Source organism: Streptomyces sp. 2A115 (genome assembly GCF_052245575.1).
Taxonomy (GTDB): Bacteria; Actinomycetota; Actinomycetes; order Streptomycetales; family Streptomycetaceae; genus Streptomyces.
In genome coordinates this window covers 124,822-140,518 of the sequence record NZ_JBQQCG010000021.1, presented here as the reverse complement: position 1 = coordinate 140,518, position 15,697 = coordinate 124,822, and the positions used below count along the sequence as shown (strand labels likewise).

The 15,697-nt window shown below is 69.5% G+C and carries 12 protein-coding genes; 7 read left to right on the top strand and 5 right to left on the bottom strand.

All coding sequences use genetic code 11. The annotated features are described in order from the left end of the window. Positions 1 to 72 precede the first annotated feature (72 nt). Together ACTWQR_RS20365 and ACTWQR_RS20360 are read right to left on the bottom strand one after the other, a co-directional pair. On the bottom strand, positions 73 to 2,655 hold the full coding sequence (locus ACTWQR_RS20365; protein ID WP_443228534.1) for an ABC transporter permease: 2,583 nt from the start codon (positions 2,653 to 2,655) through the stop codon (positions 73 to 75). After that, positions 2,652 to 3,440 (bottom strand): ABC transporter ATP-binding protein, encoded by a 789-nt coding sequence (locus ACTWQR_RS20360; RefSeq protein ID WP_443228533.1) that lies wholly within the window; start codon positions 3,438 to 3,440, stop codon positions 2,652 to 2,654. The genes ACTWQR_RS20365 and ACTWQR_RS20360 overlap by 4 nt, the downstream gene beginning before the upstream one ends. Before the next feature lie 488 nt (positions 3,441 to 3,928). Between ACTWQR_RS20360 and ACTWQR_RS20355 the strand changes: the two genes are divergently transcribed. From ACTWQR_RS20355 to ACTWQR_RS20345, 3 genes are all read left to right on the top strand, one after another. Continuing rightward, the gene (locus tag ACTWQR_RS20355; protein WP_443228542.1) at positions 3,929 to 5,434 is read left to right on the top strand and encodes an MFS transporter; all 1,506 of its coding nucleotides are present in this window, start codon (positions 3,929 to 3,931) and stop codon (positions 5,432 to 5,434) included. Positions 5,435 to 5,672: 238 nt separating this feature from the next. Next, positions 5,673 to 7,283, top strand: coding sequence for a flavin monoamine oxidase family protein (locus ACTWQR_RS20350; RefSeq protein ID WP_443228532.1), 1,611 nt, complete (start codon positions 5,673 to 5,675; stop codon positions 7,281 to 7,283). Next, positions 7,280 to 7,960, top strand: coding sequence for a Rid family hydrolase (locus ACTWQR_RS20345; protein ID WP_443228531.1), 681 nt, complete (start codon positions 7,280 to 7,282; stop codon positions 7,958 to 7,960). The genes ACTWQR_RS20350 and ACTWQR_RS20345 overlap by 4 nt, the downstream gene beginning before the upstream one ends. 37 nt (positions 7,961 to 7,997) lie before the next feature. Here ACTWQR_RS20345 and ACTWQR_RS20340 read toward each other — a convergent pair whose 3' ends face one another. The 3 genes from ACTWQR_RS20340 to ACTWQR_RS20330 all read right to left on the bottom strand — a co-directional run bounded on the left by ACTWQR_RS20340 (position 7,998) and on the right by ACTWQR_RS20330 (position 10,600). Next, a complete protein-coding gene (locus tag ACTWQR_RS20340) occupies positions 7,998 to 8,765 on the bottom strand; it encodes a DUF1963 domain-containing protein (RefSeq protein ID WP_443228530.1) in 768 nt (255 codons plus the stop codon). Positions 8,766 to 8,816: 51 nt separating this feature from the next. Continuing rightward, positions 8,817 to 9,650: a hypothetical protein gene (locus ACTWQR_RS20335; RefSeq protein WP_443228529.1), complete on the bottom strand. Its 834-nt coding sequence runs from the start codon at positions 9,648 to 9,650 to the stop codon at positions 8,817 to 8,819. A 200-nt stretch (positions 9,651 to 9,850) separates the two neighbouring features. Then, entirely contained in the window at positions 9,851 to 10,600 is a 750-nt protein-coding gene (locus tag ACTWQR_RS20330) for a hypothetical protein (protein ID WP_443228528.1), read from the bottom strand. A 404-nt stretch (positions 10,601 to 11,004) separates the two neighbouring features. Here ACTWQR_RS20330 and ACTWQR_RS20325 point away from each other — a divergent pair, with 404 nt between their 5' ends. The 4 genes from ACTWQR_RS20325 to ACTWQR_RS20310 all read left to right on the top strand — a co-directional run bounded on the left by ACTWQR_RS20325 (position 11,005) and on the right by ACTWQR_RS20310 (position 15,688). Next, positions 11,005 to 12,360, top strand: a complete 1,356-nt coding sequence (locus tag ACTWQR_RS20325) for a hypothetical protein (RefSeq protein WP_443228527.1) — start codon at positions 11,005 to 11,007, stop codon at positions 12,358 to 12,360. Between the two features lie 283 nt (positions 12,361 to 12,643). Next, complete coding sequence (locus ACTWQR_RS20320; RefSeq protein WP_443228526.1) at positions 12,644 to 13,483, top strand: helix-turn-helix domain-containing protein; 840 nt, start codon at positions 12,644 to 12,646, stop codon at positions 13,481 to 13,483. Continuing rightward, positions 13,455 to 13,760: a DUF397 domain-containing protein gene (locus ACTWQR_RS20315; RefSeq protein WP_443228525.1), complete on the top strand. Its 306-nt coding sequence runs from the start codon at positions 13,455 to 13,457 to the stop codon at positions 13,758 to 13,760. The genes ACTWQR_RS20320 and ACTWQR_RS20315 overlap by 29 nt, the downstream gene beginning before the upstream one ends. A gap of 164 nt (positions 13,761 to 13,924) precedes the next feature. After that, the gene (locus ACTWQR_RS20310; RefSeq protein ID WP_443228524.1) at positions 13,925 to 15,688 is read left to right on the top strand and encodes a DUF2207 domain-containing protein; all 1,764 of its coding nucleotides are present in this window, start codon (positions 13,925 to 13,927) and stop codon (positions 15,686 to 15,688) included. Positions 15,689 to 15,697: the final 9 nt, after the last annotated feature.

The following is a 15,697-nucleotide window of genomic DNA, read 5'->3' as shown; positions in this document are numbered from 1 at the left end:
GGCGCCGGGCCCGCCCCCGATCCCCCCGCCCCACCATGACCCCCGTACATGGTGGCCGCTCAGCCTGCGCGGCTACTCCGTGGCGATCGCGTTCAGCACGTTCATCCGCCCTGCCCGGAACGCCGGCACTAGCGCCGCGAACAGGCCCACGAACGCCGAGGCGATGAAGACGCCGACGATGGTCGGCCAGGGGATCTCTAGGACCTTCAGGCCTTCCAGAGCGAGGAGTTTCTGGGCCGTGGCGCCCCAGCCCATGCCCAGGCCGAGTCCGAGCAGCGCTCCGAAGAGGGCGATGACGACCGACTCCAGGCGGATCATGCGGCGGAGCTGGCGGCGGGAGAGGCCGATGGCGCGCATCAGACCGATCTCGCGGGTGCGCTCGACGACCGAGAGGGCAAGGGTGTTCACGACACCCAGGACCGCCACGATGATCGCGAGGGCCAGCAGGCCGTAGACCATGTTCAGGAGCTGGCCGATCTGGTCCTTGAGCTCCTGCTTGTAGTCGGACTGGTCACGGACCTGGTACTGGGGGTACGGGTCCAGGGACTTCTTCAGAGCCGCGTACGCCGGCTTCTCCTGGCCTTCCTTGGCGGTGGCGAACATGATCTCGTTCGGCGGGATCTTGTCGGCCGGGACGTACTTCTCCATCGTGACGATGCTCATGTACAGCGCGCCCTTGTCGATGGCCACGTCGTCGTCCGTGATCGCCGCGACCTTCAGCTCGGCGGTCCGGCCGCCCTTGAAGGCGACGGTCACCGTGTCGCCGACCTTCACACCGTGATCCTTGGCGTACCCGGAGCCGACCGACATCGCGTCCTTGCCGTACGCCGCCGACAGCTCACCGGCGGTCGTCTCGCGGCGCAGGTCGCTCGCGTACGTCGGGTCCGCGGCCGTCATCTCGCTGTCCTCGGTCTTGCCGTCGGGCGAGGTGAGCTTGGCCTCGACCTCCTTGTAGCTGGTGACATGCTCCAGACCCGGCGTCGACTCGATGGCCTTCTGGGCCTGCGGCACGATCCGCTGGTTGCCCTGGATGATGAAGTCCGTGCCGACCGACTTGTCGAGTTCCTCGGTCGCGGAGGCCACCATCGAGGAGCCGACGACCGAGAGGCAGGCGACCAGCGCGAGGCCGATCATCAGGGCCGCACCCGTGGCGCCCGTGCGGCGCGGGTTGCGCAGTGCGTTGCGCTCGGCCAGGCGTCCTACGGGGCCGAAGGCACGCAGCAGGACCGCGCTGATGGCCCGGACCACTCCCCCCGCGAGCAGCGGACCGATGATGACGAACCCGATCAGCGTGAGCACCACACCGGCGCCCAGCATCAGCGAGCCGTCGCTCGCCGTGTCCGAGGTGCCCGCCAGGTACAGGGCGGCGGCACCGGAGCCGGTGAGGACCAGGCCGATCAGGCCCCGTATCCACCCGGCCTTGCCGTCGGCCGGCGTACCGGCGTCACGCAGCGCGGCCATCGGGGAGACCTTGCCCGCGCGGCGGGCGGGGAGGTAGGCGGCGAGCACCGTGACGACGATGCCGAGGACCAGGCCGACCACCGGGGTCGCCGTCTTCACCGTCAGGTCGGCGGTGGAGAGGTTCATGCCCGCCATCGACATGAGCTTCATCAGGCCGACCGCGATGCCGACGCCCGCGCCGACACCGGCCACGGATCCGACGACACCCAGCAGCAGGGCCTCGACGAGCACCGACCGGTTGACCTGCTTGCGGGACGAGCCGATCGCCCGCATCAGGCCGATCTCACGAGTCCGCTGGGCGACCAGCATCGAGAAGGTGTTGATGATCAGGAAGATGCCGACCAGGAAGGCGATCCCGGCGAAGCCGAGCATGGCGTACTTGATGACGTTCATGAACTCGCCGACGCCCTCGCGGTTCTCGTCCGAGAACTCCTTCTGCGTCTGGACCTTGTACGCCCCCTCGGCGCCCTCGGCGCCGGCGAGCGTCGCGGAGACGTTCTGCTTCAGCCGTGCGTCGGTGACACCCTGTTCCGCCGTGACGTTGATCTGCGTGAACCGGCCGGTGGCGCCGAGCAGTTCGCGCTGCGCGGTGGCGGTGTCGAAGTAGACGACGGCCGCACCGGGGTTGGTCACCTTGAAGGTGGCGATGCCGACGATCTTCGCCTTGAAGTCGCCCGTGACGGCGATGGTCCGCAGCTCGTCACCCATCTTGAGGTTGTGCTTGTCCGCGGTGTCGGCGTCGACCATCACCTCGGTCGGCCCGCGCGGGGCGTGACCGGAGGTGATCTCCATCGAACGCAGGTCGTTCTTCGTCCAGTTGCCCGCGATCGTCGGAGCGCCGGTGCTGGACCCCATGTTCTTGTTGTCGCTGTTGACGACGGTCACGTTCATCGAACCGACCGCGCCCTCGGCCGACTTGACGCCGTCCGCCTTCTCCGTCCGCGCGACGACCGACGCGGGCAGCGACTCGGGCTTGCCGTTCTGCGGGGTGTCGTCGGCCTTGGCCGCCTTGGGCTGGACCGTGACGTCGGACGCGGTCGTCGCGAAGAGCTTGTCGAACGTCGTGTTCATGGTGTCGGTGAAGACGAGCGTCCCGCAGACGAAGGCCACCGACAGCAGGACCGCCACGGCCGACAGGGCCATGCGTCCCTTGTGCGCGAAGAAGTTGCGCATCGAGGTCTTGAAGACGGTCATGACGTACGCCCCCGGGCGTCGAAGTCCTTCATGCGGTCGAGGACGGCCTCGGCGGTCGGGCGGAGCATCTCGTCGACGATCCGGCCGTCGGCCAGGTACAGCACACGGTCCGCGTACGAGGCGGCCACCGGGTCGTGCGTGACGATCACGATGGTCTGGCCGAGCTCGTCGACGGAACGGCGCAGGAAGTTGAGGACCTCGGCGCCGGCGCGGGAGTCCAGGTTTCCGGTCGGCTCGTCACCGAAGATGATCTCCGGGCGCGCGGCGAGGGCGCGGGCCACGGCGACGCGCTGCTGCTGGCCGCCGGAGAGCTGGGTCGGCCGGTGCTTCAGGCGGTCGGCGAGACCGACCGTCTCGACGACCTGACGCAGCCAGGCCTTGTCCGGCTTGCGGCCCGCTATGTCCATCGGCAGCGTGATGTTCTCCAGCGCGTTCAGCGTCGGCAGCAGGTTGAACGCCTGGAAGATGAAGCCGATCCGGTCCCGGCGCAGCTGTGTGAGCTTCTTGTCCTTGAGGCGGGTGATCTCCGTCTCGTCCAGGTAGATCTGCCCTGAGGTCACGGTGTCGAGGCCGGCGAGGCAGTGCATCAACGTGGACTTGCCGGACCCGGACGGGCCCATGATCGCGGTGAAGTGTCCCCTGGCGATGTCCACGTCGACGTGGTCCAGCGCGACGACCCGGGTCTCTCCGGCCCCGTACGCCTTGACGACCTGCCGCGCCCGCGCGGCAACGGCCGAACGCTCTCCAGTGCCCCCGTGCCTGGGAATGGTTACAGCCGATGTCACGGTATGTCTCCTAAGTCGGTCATCCAGTAGGACGACGAAGTCTGACGAGATTTGTGGTCGATTCACGTCGTCCGGTTACGTCGTTTTACGTCGTTCCGTTACAGCGACAAGTCTCGCGGCGGGAGGTGGTCCACCGCGCTGGTGCCCAGCGCAGTCTTTTGCTGGGGAAAACCCCACCCCCCGAGATGCGGTTCGTACGAGGTCCGTACGAACCCGCATCCCCCCTGCCGCTCCCCAGCGGCATAAAGCCAGGCTAAGGAGTGACAGGGCCCCCTCTCCTCCTCCGGCGGTACGAACCCTCCCCGAGCCGTAGTACGGAGGTCCCCCTAGGGGATCTCCGCCCTCCGGTGGAGCACTCCACAGGGACGCCTCCGCCTTTGAGCCCAGTCAGCGTCCACCCTCCCCTGGCGTGAGGGGCAAGTGAGAAGGTGGAGCGACAGATAGATGCAGGGGGAAGGAATCCGGTGAGCCAGGGGGAAGAGACCGAGATACCGGCCGCGGAGGAGGACGGGACCGCCTCGTCGCAGGCCGGGACCCGCAATCGCCGCGCCGTCGTGGCCGCCCTCATGCTCTGCATGGGCCTGGCCGCGCTCGACTCCACGATCGTGTCGACCGCCGTCCCGCAGATCGTCGGCGACCTCGGTGGCTTCTCGGTCTTCTCGTGGCTGTTCTCCGGCTATCTGCTCGCTGTGACGGTCACCCTGCCCGTCTACGGCAAGCTCTCCGACACCTTCGGCCGCAAGCCGGTCCTGATCGCCGGCTCGATCCTCTTCCTCCTCGGCTCCCTGCTCTGCGCGGTCGCATGGAACATGGCCGCGCTGATCGCCTTCCGAGTCGTCCAGGGCCTCGGCGGCGGCGCCCTCCAGGGCACGGTCCAGACCCTCGCCGCCGACCTCTATCCGCTGGAGCAACGCCCCAAGATCCAGGCCAAGTTGTCCACGGTCTGGGCCACCTCGGCGGTCGCGGGCCCGGCCCTCGGCGGGGTGCTCGCCGCGTACGCGGACTGGCGCTGGATCTTCCTCATCAACCTGCCGCTCGGCGCGGTCGCGCTCTGGCTGCTGATCCGCCACCTCCACGAGCCGCGACGGGAGCCGGGACCCCGGCCCCGGCCTCGCGTCGACTGGGCGGGCGCCCTCACCGTCTTCGCCTGCGGCGGCTTACTGCTGCTCGCGCTGGTGCAGGGCGGGGTGGCCTGGCCCTGGCTGTCACTGCCCTCAATGGCCTTGTTCTGTACGGGACTTGCCTTGATCGGCGCTCTGGTTCTCATCGAACGCCGTGCCGCCGAACCGATCATCCCCGGCTGGGTCTGGCGCCGCCGCACCATCGCCGCCGTGAACCTGGCCCTGGGCGCGCTGGGCCTCCTCATGGTCGCCCCGACGGTCTTCCTCCCGACGTACGCGCAGGCGGTCCTCGGCCTCACCCCGATCGCCGCCGGATTCGTACTCTCCGTATGGACACTGAGCTGGCCCGCATCGGCGGCCCTCAGCCAGCACGTCTACCGTCGCATCGGCTTCCGCAACACGGCGATGATCGGCATCGGCACGGCGGCGCTGCTCCTGCTCGCGTTCCCGTTCCTCCCCTACCCCGGCGAACCCTGGCAGCCCGCCCTCCTGATGCTGCTCCTCGGTGCCGCCCTCGGCCTCTTCCAACTCCCCCTGCTCATCGGCGTCCAGTCGAGCGTCGGCTGGGCCGAGCGTGGCACGACGACCGCGTCCGTCCTCTTCTGCCGCCAGACCGGACAGACCATCGGCGCCGCACTCTTCGGGGCGGTCGCCAACGGGGTGCTGGCCGCCCGGCTCGGCGGCGCGGGCGACCTCGACTCGGTGACGCGCGCCCTGGACTCGGGCGCCCCCGGCGAACAGCTGCGCCGCGCGGTCGCGGAGGCGGTCCACTCCGTCTACTTCGGCGCGGCCTGCGCCGCCGGACTCGCCTTCCTGGTCCTGCTGCTGGTGGCCCCGCGACGCTTCCCGGTGATCACGGATCCGGACGACTGAGGCGCCCCGCGCCGCCCAGCATCGCCGAACTCGCCTTCCTGGCCCTGCCGTTGGTGGGGCCCGCCGAGCTGCTCATGCCATCGATATGTCGTCGGCATGGCTCCGTAACAGTCCTGTTGGACGCTCGTGGAGCACTTCCGGCTCACCAGCAACTCGCCCCCCACGTGGCCGGGTTCGATCGGACGATGCGCCCGGCCCACGCACGTCGCGGGCGCGGGCCGCGGGTGAGGAGACATTGATGACTCAAGAGGCATCCCGTCGCAACTTCCTGAGATCCGTCGGAGTCGCGGGCGGCGCCGGAGTGATGTACTCGGCGATGGGCGCGCTGGGCCTTGCCCCGGTCCCGGAGGCACGGGCGGAGGAGTACCGGCCGCCCCGGGAAAGCGACTTCTCGCTCGCCGGGAAAACCGGAAAAGGCGGCAAGAAGGTCCTCATACTCGGCGGCGGCATAGCCGGCCTGGCGACCGCGTACGAGCTGGGCAAGGCCGGCTACGACTGCAGGATCCTTGAGGCGAAGGACCGCCCCGGCGGCCGCAACTGGACGGTCCGCGGCGGCACCGCGCTCACCGACCTGGACGGACGCACTCAGACGGCGTCCTTCTCCAAGGGCCAGTACATGAACGCGGGCCCGGCCCGGCTGCCGCAGTCCCACGTCACGCTGGAGTACTGCCGCGAACTCGGCGTCCCGCTGGAGGTGTTCACCAACACCAACGCCAACGCGTACATCTACCACGAGAACAGCGCCGCCCTCGCGGGCAAGCCGGTCCGCTGGCGCACCGCGAAGGCCGACGCGTACGGATACGTCTCCGAGCTGCTCGCCAAGGCCACCGACCAGGGCGCCCTGGACACGGAGCTCACCGCCGCCGACAAGGAGCGGCTGATCGCCTTCCTGCAGAACTTCGGCGCCATCAAGGGCAAGGCGGACGGCTTCGCGTACACGGGCTCCGACCGGCGCGGCTACTCGGTCGAGCCGGGCGCGGCCTTCGAGGCGGGCACGGTGCTCGGCCCGGTGCCATCGTTGTCGGACGTCATCGGGAGCGGCGTCGGGCAGCGCTTCTCCTTCGAGTTCGGCTACGACCAGGCCATGCTGATGTTCCAGCCGGTGGGCGGCATGGACGCGATCCCGTACGCGCTGGCGAAGGCCATCGGCCGGGACCGGATCATCTACGGCGCCAAGGCGCTGGAGGTCAAGGACCTCCCCGACGGCGCCGAGGTCGTCTACCAGGACGCGCAGGGCCGCACCCGCAGCCGCCGCGCCGACTTCGTCGTGGCGGCGATCCCGCCCATGGTCATGGCCCGGGTCAAGCACAACCTGGGCGCGGACATCACCGCGGCGCTGAAGTACGCCGTCCCGACCCCGGTCGGCAAGGTGGGGCTCGAGTACCGCAGCCGCTGGTGGGAGACGGACGAGCACATCTACGGCGGCATCACGCCGACCGACACGGACCTGGCCACCATCTGGTATCCCTCGTACGGCTACCAGGGCCGCCGCGGCACGCTCATCGGCTACTACAACTTCGGCGCCAACGCCGTCGCCTACAGCAACCTCCCGCACAGCCAGCGGGTGGAGCGGGCGGTGAGCCGGGGCGTGAAGATCCACGGAGACAAGTACCGCACCGAGCTCGACCGCTCCTTCAGTGTGGCCTGGCACCGCACGCCCGACATCGAGGCGGGCTGGGTGGGCTGGCCCTCGCAGACCGGCCCGGAGTACAAGCTGCTCAACAAACCCGCAGGCCATGTCTACTTCGCCGGCGACTGGCTCAGCCACGTCATCGCCTGGCAGCACGGCGCGTTCACCTCGGCCCGCAAGGTCGTGACCGACATCCACGAGAGGGCGATGGCCGCATGAAGCAGATGACGCGCGTGACGCACATGAAGCGCATGAGCCGGCGTACCCAGATCCTTACCGCCACCGCGCTGACGGGCGCGTTCCTGACCGGATCCGTCGCGCTGGCCGACGCCCAGGGCTGGTGGTCGCCCGGCCCGAAGACGGTACGCGTGATGCTGCCCGAGGGACAGACCAACCCGGCCATCGCGAACGGCGTGGCGATGGGCGGGGAGGTGGCCGTCTACCAGAGCAGCGGCCTCGGCCCGACCGCGCTCAACCCGAGCGCACCGGAGGGCACGCCCGAGCGCTACACCGACCCCTCGCTCACCGAGGGGGCCACGGGTGTCACGATCACCGAGGCCCAGGCCCTCGTCGTACTGCGCAACATCAAGACCAACCTGGAGGCCGCGGGCCTGACACCGGCCGACGTCATCACGATGAAGGCCTACCTGGCCAATCCGCCGGGCACGGAGATCGCCGACTACGCGGGCTGGAACCGCGCGTACCGGCAGTACTTCGCCAACATCGACCTGAAATCCCACGAGGTCGTACCGGTCCCCATGGGCAACTCGCCCGCGAAGGCGCCGCTGCTCGCCAACGACGCACGCCCGGCCCGGGTGTCCCTGGAGGTCGCCTCGCTGCCCGTCCCGGGCTGGCTCGTCGAGGTCGAGGTGACCGCGAGGTACAAGAAGCGTTAGCGGGCGCCCTTGGTCAGGGCCATTCCCGGGCGTCGGATCAGCCCATCATGTCCATGCAGACGTGCACCCGGTCGAAGCGGAGTGCCGCCAGATCGTCGCGCCGGATCACCCAGTGGATGAGGCCTTGATCCAGCTCTTCCACGTCGGCACTCCATTCGGCCAGCAGGACCCAGTCCTGGTCCTTGGGCGATTGCGGAGCGGTGTCCTCCGTGGCCGCCCACATCTCGGCGTCCTGCACGGGGTCGTTGTTCCAACTCCAGGGATAGCCACCTATCTGCAGTGGCCCGTTGCTCTGTATGTCGGTGCACGTCTTCCACCACACGCCGCCCAGTGCCTCGCCGTGCGGATGCTCGGGGCGTATCGCGCTGCCGTGGTTGGGAAGGGAGGGATCGACACTCAGGCGGAGTCGGCTTTGCGAGTACACCGGGAACCAGTCGTTCTCCTCCGTCGGCCTTCGCTCGGAAACGGCTGTCCCGGCGGGGACGTACACCACCTCGCCCTCGGGCTCTTCGTACTCGACGAAGAGCAGCAGATGACCGTCGGGCGGCAGCGGGAGGTCCGTCGCCTCCCGGGGCAGGGCAGCACAGTCGATGGAGGCGACGAAGGGGAACTCGTAATCCGGGGCATCGGCCGGAAGCATCGGGTGACCGCCCACTTGGGCCACTACCGGCCCGTCCCCGTCAGGGCCCAGCGTCGCGCACTGGCGGGCGATGCCTGTCCAACGCTCCACGTCGTCGGACGGGATGCCCTGCCTGAGCGCCTCTTCACGGAAGGGTCCAAGTTTCTTCGATGTCTCGGCATTCACGCTAGGGAGCGTAAGGGCAGGGACTGACAACAGCGGTCCCGGCGACCCGGCTCAGGGGGTGTCGTAGATGGTGGTCGCTGTGCCGTTGGTGACCTTCACCTCGCCGGTGAGGCCCTTCTTGGCGGCGCTCTCCAGTTCGGCTTCGGTGCACTCGGTGCCGCCCTCCTGCCCTTCGCCCACTCCCGGGCCGCCGCAGACCTGGCCGTAGCCCCAGATCTGGGTGTCCTCGGCGACGAAGAACTGCTGCGGGACGCCGTGCTCCTCGGTGACCGTGTACTTGCCCGGCGCCAGGTAGCTGACGGCGCCGTGCCAGGTGCCGTTGACGCCCTTGCCCTTGTTGATGCCCTCGATGGGCGTGTCGCGGGAACCGGAGTCCGAGCCGGAGCCGGAGTCGGAGCCGGGGCCGGCGTCGGACGGGGCGGCCCGCCGCTCGGAGACCAGCGTTGCGACGCCGCCGCTCATCTTCACATCAGCGTTGACGGCACCCTTCTTGGTGGCCGTCTCCAACTGGTCCAGCGTGCACGGCGCGTCCACCTTCGACTGCGCGTCCCCGCATATGGTGCCCACGCCGTAGACCTCGGTGTCGTCGGCGACCCAGAACTGCTGGTCGTCCTTGCCCGGGGCGGACACGATGTACTTCCCCGGCGCGAGGAAGGTGACCGTGCCGTTGCTGAACGTCCCGCTGACACCCTTGGACGTGGACCCCTTCGCATCGCTGGAGCCGTTGGAGTCCGCTGCCTTGTCCGCGACCGCGGTCGAGCCCTTGGCACCCTTGCCGGAGGACGAGCCGCCGCCGGTCGCGGAGTCGTTCTGGCAGGCGGTCATCAGCAGCCCGGCGCTGATCGCGGCGGTGAGGACGGCGGCCTTGCGCAGGTGACGGTTCATGACGGGAGGTCCTTCCGATGTGAGGGGTAGCGGGTCGGCGGTGCTGCTGCCGTTCTCCCGCTTCGTGATGACTATGAGGGCCCCGCAGCCCCGCAGGTCACGCCCGTCCTCGCATCAGGACACCGCTGTCGCACAGCCGTGACACAGCAACACGACCTCTTGGGCCCGGTCCCTTGGCCCGGTCCCTCAGGCCCAGTCCCTTAGGTCCAGTCCCTTAGGTCCAGTCCCTGAGGCCCTGTCCGGGGTACGGTCCGCCTCCCGCAGGAGGCGGACGACAGCCCGCCCGTGTGTCCTGGAGCCATGGGCTTGAACAGGCGTACGGCGATGAAGGCGGGCCTCGTGGCCTCGGTGGCGTCGGCGGTGGGGCTCAACACCGCCCGCGCGCAGGCGACTTCGTCCGTCACAGCACTCACTGTGCAGGGCGAGACGGCAGCACGGACGAACATCCCGGTCGTACGGGACCGCCGCGCGTCCGGAGGCAGATACCTGGCCCTGGCCACCAATGAGAAGCCGGGCCGGGAGGGTTGGTACGCGGCGTACGTCGTCCACCCCCCGGAGGCCGGCCTGTACGCGCTGACCGCCGTCGCCACCGCCCCCGTCGAGGTACCGCACACCGAGACAGCGGCCTCGTACCTGCAACTCTCCCTGAACAACGACCCGTTCACCGAGATCGCCCGGTCCCAGCCGTACTGGTACGAGTCGAAACCCGCCTGGGGCGACCTCTCCCTCCTAGACCTCGGGGAGCTCGAACTCCGGCGCGGCGAGAACACGTTGACGTTCCGGGTGACCGAGCCGACGGTCCGGGAGGAGGGGACGGCGTACGCGCTCGCGCTGGACTCCTTCACGCTGAGGCGGCGGGTGCGTGTGGAGTTGCGTGAGGCGTACGTCGGCGACAGGGGCCGGGGCCGGGGCACGTACCGGTACGGGGAGCCGGCGAGTCTGAGCCTCAAGCTCAACGGGCACGCCGAACGCCCGCACCATGTGCGCTACACGGTCACCGACTACTTCGGGGAACGGGTGGCGGAGGGCTACGCGACGATCCCGTCCGGAGAGACGACGACGAAGGTCTCTCTCCCTCAACTCGCGCCCGGCAATTACCGAGTGGACGCATCAGATGACCTGACAGCGCACTTCGCCTGCCTGCCCGCACGCCCCGCCGTCAGCGGGGCGGCCAACCGCTTCGGCGTCAACGTCTGGGCCACCTCCCTCATACCGCGCTCCCGCCTGGACGCCTTCGCCGCCGCGATGAAGGACATGGGCGCGGGCTGGACACGGGACGGCCAGTCCTGGGCCCGCCGCAGAGCCGTCGCCGGGCGCGTACGACACGGATCACCATGCCCGGGTCACCCGCACCATGCGCAAGCACGGCCTCTCCCCCTTGGAGGTCATCTCGCCGGCCCCCGAGTGGGCCATGACGGAGGCCTCACTCCCCCTCCCCGCGGACCTGCGGCACGCGTACCGCTACGCCCGCCGCCTCGCGTCCCGGCACTCCGGTCACCCCGCCGCCATCCAGCTCTCCAACGAACCCGACGTGGACGTCACCAGCAGCACCGGCGACGCACACGCGGCCTTCGTGAAGGCGGCCGCACTGGGCATCGCAGCCACGCCCGACCCGCCCCTCGTCGTACTGCCGGGCATCGCGCAGTCGGGCCCCTTCCAGGACCTGATGCTGGAGAACGACGTGGTGCGGTACGCGGACGTCTGGGCGTTCCACGGCTACCCGGACCCCGCCGAGCAGGACGAACCGGAGTTCCCGGGGGCGGCCGAGGAGCAGCGCGAGCTGGCGCACCGGCACGAGGCGGACGACGTACCGCGATGGATGACGGAGTGCGGCGCGTTCTTCTCCGTACGGCCGGGCGTCGACCTCACCCCCGCCCAACAAGCCGTCCAGGCTCGCTACTTGGTCCGCTCGATGGTGGAGGGGCTGGCGGCCGGGAACAGCCGGCAGTTCTGGTTCGCGGGGCCGCCGCTGCACGACGAGGGGGTGTACTTCGGGCTGCTGAGCCGGGAGTTCCAACCGTTGCCGGGGTACAGCGCGTGCGCGGCGCTGACGTCGATGCTCGGCGAGGCGCATTTCGTCGCGCCCGTACGGGGGTTGCCGACCGGGGCGGTCGGCTTCGACTTCGACTCGGGGCGGGGTGAGTTGGTGAGGGTCCTCTGGGCGTCGACCTCGAAGCCGGTACGGGTCACCGTGCGCGGGGACGCCGCCCTGTACGACGTGATGGGCAGGCGGGTGAGGGCTGATGGCCCCTTGACCGTCTCCCGCGACCCGGTTTACGTCGTCACCGTGGGCGACACGCGAACCGAAGTACGCACGCCCTTGAGCCGCCCAGCCCTCTCCCCCGCCGAACACGTCGTCCTCAGCCAGCGCTACCCCGCCCGGAACGCGGCCCCCAACAAGGACAACGGCGACGCGGAACCCCCTCTGGGTTACCGCCTGTCCCGCCGCACCCGTATGTCCCTGGACATCTACAACTTCACCGACGCCTCACAGAGGGTGACCGCCAAGGCCCGCCCCGCCGGGGGTTGGTCGGCACGGGCGGACGGCCCGACGCGGGTCGAGATCCCACCGCAGGGCCGTACGACGGTGACGTTCACGATCACGGCGGGCAGCGGCGTGCGACGTCGGACCGACCACCGCCTGGAGTTCACGGCCACGCTCGACGGCGACGAGGTGCCGCCGTCGGTGTCGCTGATCCAACTCAAGTAAGCGGCCCACACTTTGGGCACTGACACAGCGGAAAGCGAGTCGGCGACTCGATCGGCGGGGCCTCGCGCGCCGGTTCGTACGTCACCTTCGGGCCCCAGGTCCGTCCGCCGTCCCGGGAGACCCGGAGGGTGAGGTACGGACCGGGGACCTTCTCGTCGGTCGCTTCCATCGCGTTGCCCTTTCACTCTCTGTGTCGATCAGGACACACAGTGGCGTCACCGTCGGTACGCTCGATAGATAGCTGAGCGTGACAACGGAGTGCGCACGAAGGGGAGTTGCACGGATGGCGATCGAGGACAATCCGCGTTCCCGGGAAAAGTACGGCGAGGAACTGAAGCGGAGGCGTGAGGCGGCCGGCCTCACGCAGGAGGAGCTGAGCCAGCGTGCGGTGATGTCACGCACGCACATCGCCCACATCGAGGCGGGGCGACGCAGGCCGGATGTGAGGGATGCGGAGCGGCTGGATCAGGTGTTGGAAGCGGGAGGGTTCTTTGTACGGTTCTTGCCGACGCTGGACGGCAAGAAGGTAGCGGAACACTTCGCTGAGGCAGCGGAGTTGGAGCGGCAGGCCACCATCATCAAGCAGTACGCCGGCACCCTCGTACCAGGATTTCTACAGACAGAGGCGTACGCGTACGAGGTGCTCAGCTCCGGGCACCCGCCCAAGAGCGACGAGGAGCGTGACAGGCTCCTCGGCACACGTCTTGAACGAGCTCACATCCTCGACAACTTCGACTCACCGGTGGTGTGGGTACTCTTCAGCGAAGCGGTGCTCCGCCAGGTGATCGGCAGCCCGGCGGTTATGTGCGAACAGCTCGGACACATCATGGAGTTGGGCGAGAGTCGCCGCATCCGCGTGCATGTACTTCCCTTCCGGGCCGGGGCTCACGCCGTGTTGGAAGGCCCGGTCAAACTCATGTGGTTCGAGGACCTCCCACCCGTTGCCTACGTAGAAGGCCTGAAGTCGGGCAGGATTTGGGAAGTTCCGTCCGTGGTGCGCCAATGCGAGGACGTCTACGATCACGCTCTGGGCGACGCGCTGTCGCACCGCAAGTCCCTGGAACTGATCAGGTCGGTCGCGGAGGATTACGAGCATGAAGCGCAGCAAGCACATCGTTCCTGACTCCTCGGTGCTGACCGCTTGGCGCAAATCCACCTACAGCGGCGGCGACAGCGGCGAGTGCCTGGAGGTCACCGACCCCACCGCCTACGCGACTTGGCGCAAGTCCACCTACAGCGGCGGCAGCAGCGGCGAGTGCCTAGAAGTGAACGATTCCCCCGCCCCCACCCGAATCCCGGTCCGAGACAGCAAGAACCCCCACGGCCCCGCCATCACCTTCTCCGCCCCCGCCTGGACGGCCTTCGTCACCGCCCTCCGCGGAACCGCGGCAGGTCGCTGAGTCCGGCGTAGGCTGCGGATCTCCGTGGGGCGGCTGGGGGGTTGTCCCGGGACTAGTGGGGGGTTGTCTTGAGCGGTAAGAGCGATGGAAGCGATAGAGCTGACAAGGCGAGACCGGCCAGCGGGACGGCTGCGCGGCGGCGTCGGCGCCGCAGCCTGGTCTGGATGTTCCTCATGGTGCTGCTGCTCGGCGCGGTCGTGGGACTCGGCGCACTCGCGGGGAACACCGAGCGGGTCAACAGTATGTGGGTCAGCGCCGAGGTCGCCAAGGACGGCAGCGCCCGCATCACCGAGGTGATCGACTACGACTTCGGGTACCCCGACGGCTCCCGGCACGGCATCTACCGTGATATCCCGGGCCTGACCTACGAGGATCCGGACAACGAGGTCAGTGCCACCGTGGACGGCGCCCCTGTCCCGTACGAAGTCACATACGGTGAGACGACGGACCTGAGCATCAGGGTGGGTGACCCCGACAACACGATCACCGGGCTCCACCGCTACCGCATCCAGTACACGCTCCAGAACGTCGCCCCTGACGGCAAACTCGCCTGGGACGCGGTCGGCACGGGCTGGAAGACCGACCTCGACAACGTCGAGATCCATGTCGTGGCCCCGTACGACCTCACCGGCACGCGTTGCGTGCAGGGCAGGACCGGTTCCGAGCAGAGCTGCAGTGCCGCAGAGCCCGAGCCGGGCCGGCTCCTCGTCACACTCGACAAGCTCAAGGCTGGCCGAGGCGCCACGCTGTACGCCTCCGGCGCCGTGAGCGGAGCCGCCGACCAGGTGGCCGCTCCCGTACCGCCCTCGGGGGCGGCCGACGGTGACCCGATCGTGTACCCGCTGAGGACGATTCTGCTGGTGGGCGGCCTCGCCCTGGGCAGTGGCCTGCTGACGGCCGGGCTGCTGCGTCTCGTCGGCCGCGACCGGCTCGCGACGGACGGGCCCGCCGGTTCCCCGCCGGGGACCGGTGGTGGTGGCGGGGAGCGGCGCGTCGACATCGACAGGCTCATGGCCTCGCTCACGCCGACGTCCGTGCCTCCGGAGGGCTTGAGCCCGGCGCAGGGCGGCATCCTGCTCGCCGAGCAGGTCGAGCCCCAGCACCAGGTGGCGTGGCTGCTCGGTACGGCCATCGACGGTTACGTCGGTATCGAGGGTGACGAGCGGTATCCGACCGTGCGCCGGAACGCCGAGCGCGTGCCGACGGATCCGGACACCGAGGCCGTGCTCAGTGAAATGTTCGCGGGCCGCGAGGAGTTCACCCTGGGCCTGCACGACCAGCGCTTCCGGACGGCCTGGCAGAAGCTCGGCACCCAGATGACGGAGTGGCAGCGGACCAGCGACCTGTGGGACCCGGCCGGCGAGCGGCGTTCCCGCAAGGGGAAGCTGATCGGGCTGGCTGCCACGCTGCTGGGCTTTGCCGCCGCCATCGGCGCCAGCGTGCTCAACGGCTCGACGAACCCGGCGGGTTGGCCGATCGCCATCGTGGGCGGGCTGGCCGTGGGCACCGGTCTCGCCCTGAGGCGCCGCTCGTGGGAGCTGCAGTCCCGTACTGCCCGCGGCACGGCCCTGTTGCTCCAGGTGGAAGCCTTCCGGCGCTTCCTGGCCGACTCGTCCCCGCAGCCGGCCGACGGGACGATCGACGAGGACCAGCTCGAGCTGTACACGGCGTGGGCGGTGGCACTGGGCGAAGTGTCCGGCTGGCAGCAGGCGGTCGCCGCGTCGACGGCGGCACCCGCCGCCACCGGCACCGTCCGCCGCTCGACCGCGCTGGCACGGTACGGCCCGGCGCTGGCGGTGGGCCTGGTCGCCGCCGCGATGGTGTCCGGAACGCCCCCGTCCTCCGGCGGCTCCGGGTCCGGCGGGTCCGACGGCTCCGGTGGAGGGGTCGGCGGCGGCGACGGGGGAGGCGGCGGAGGTTCGTGGTGACCCCGACGC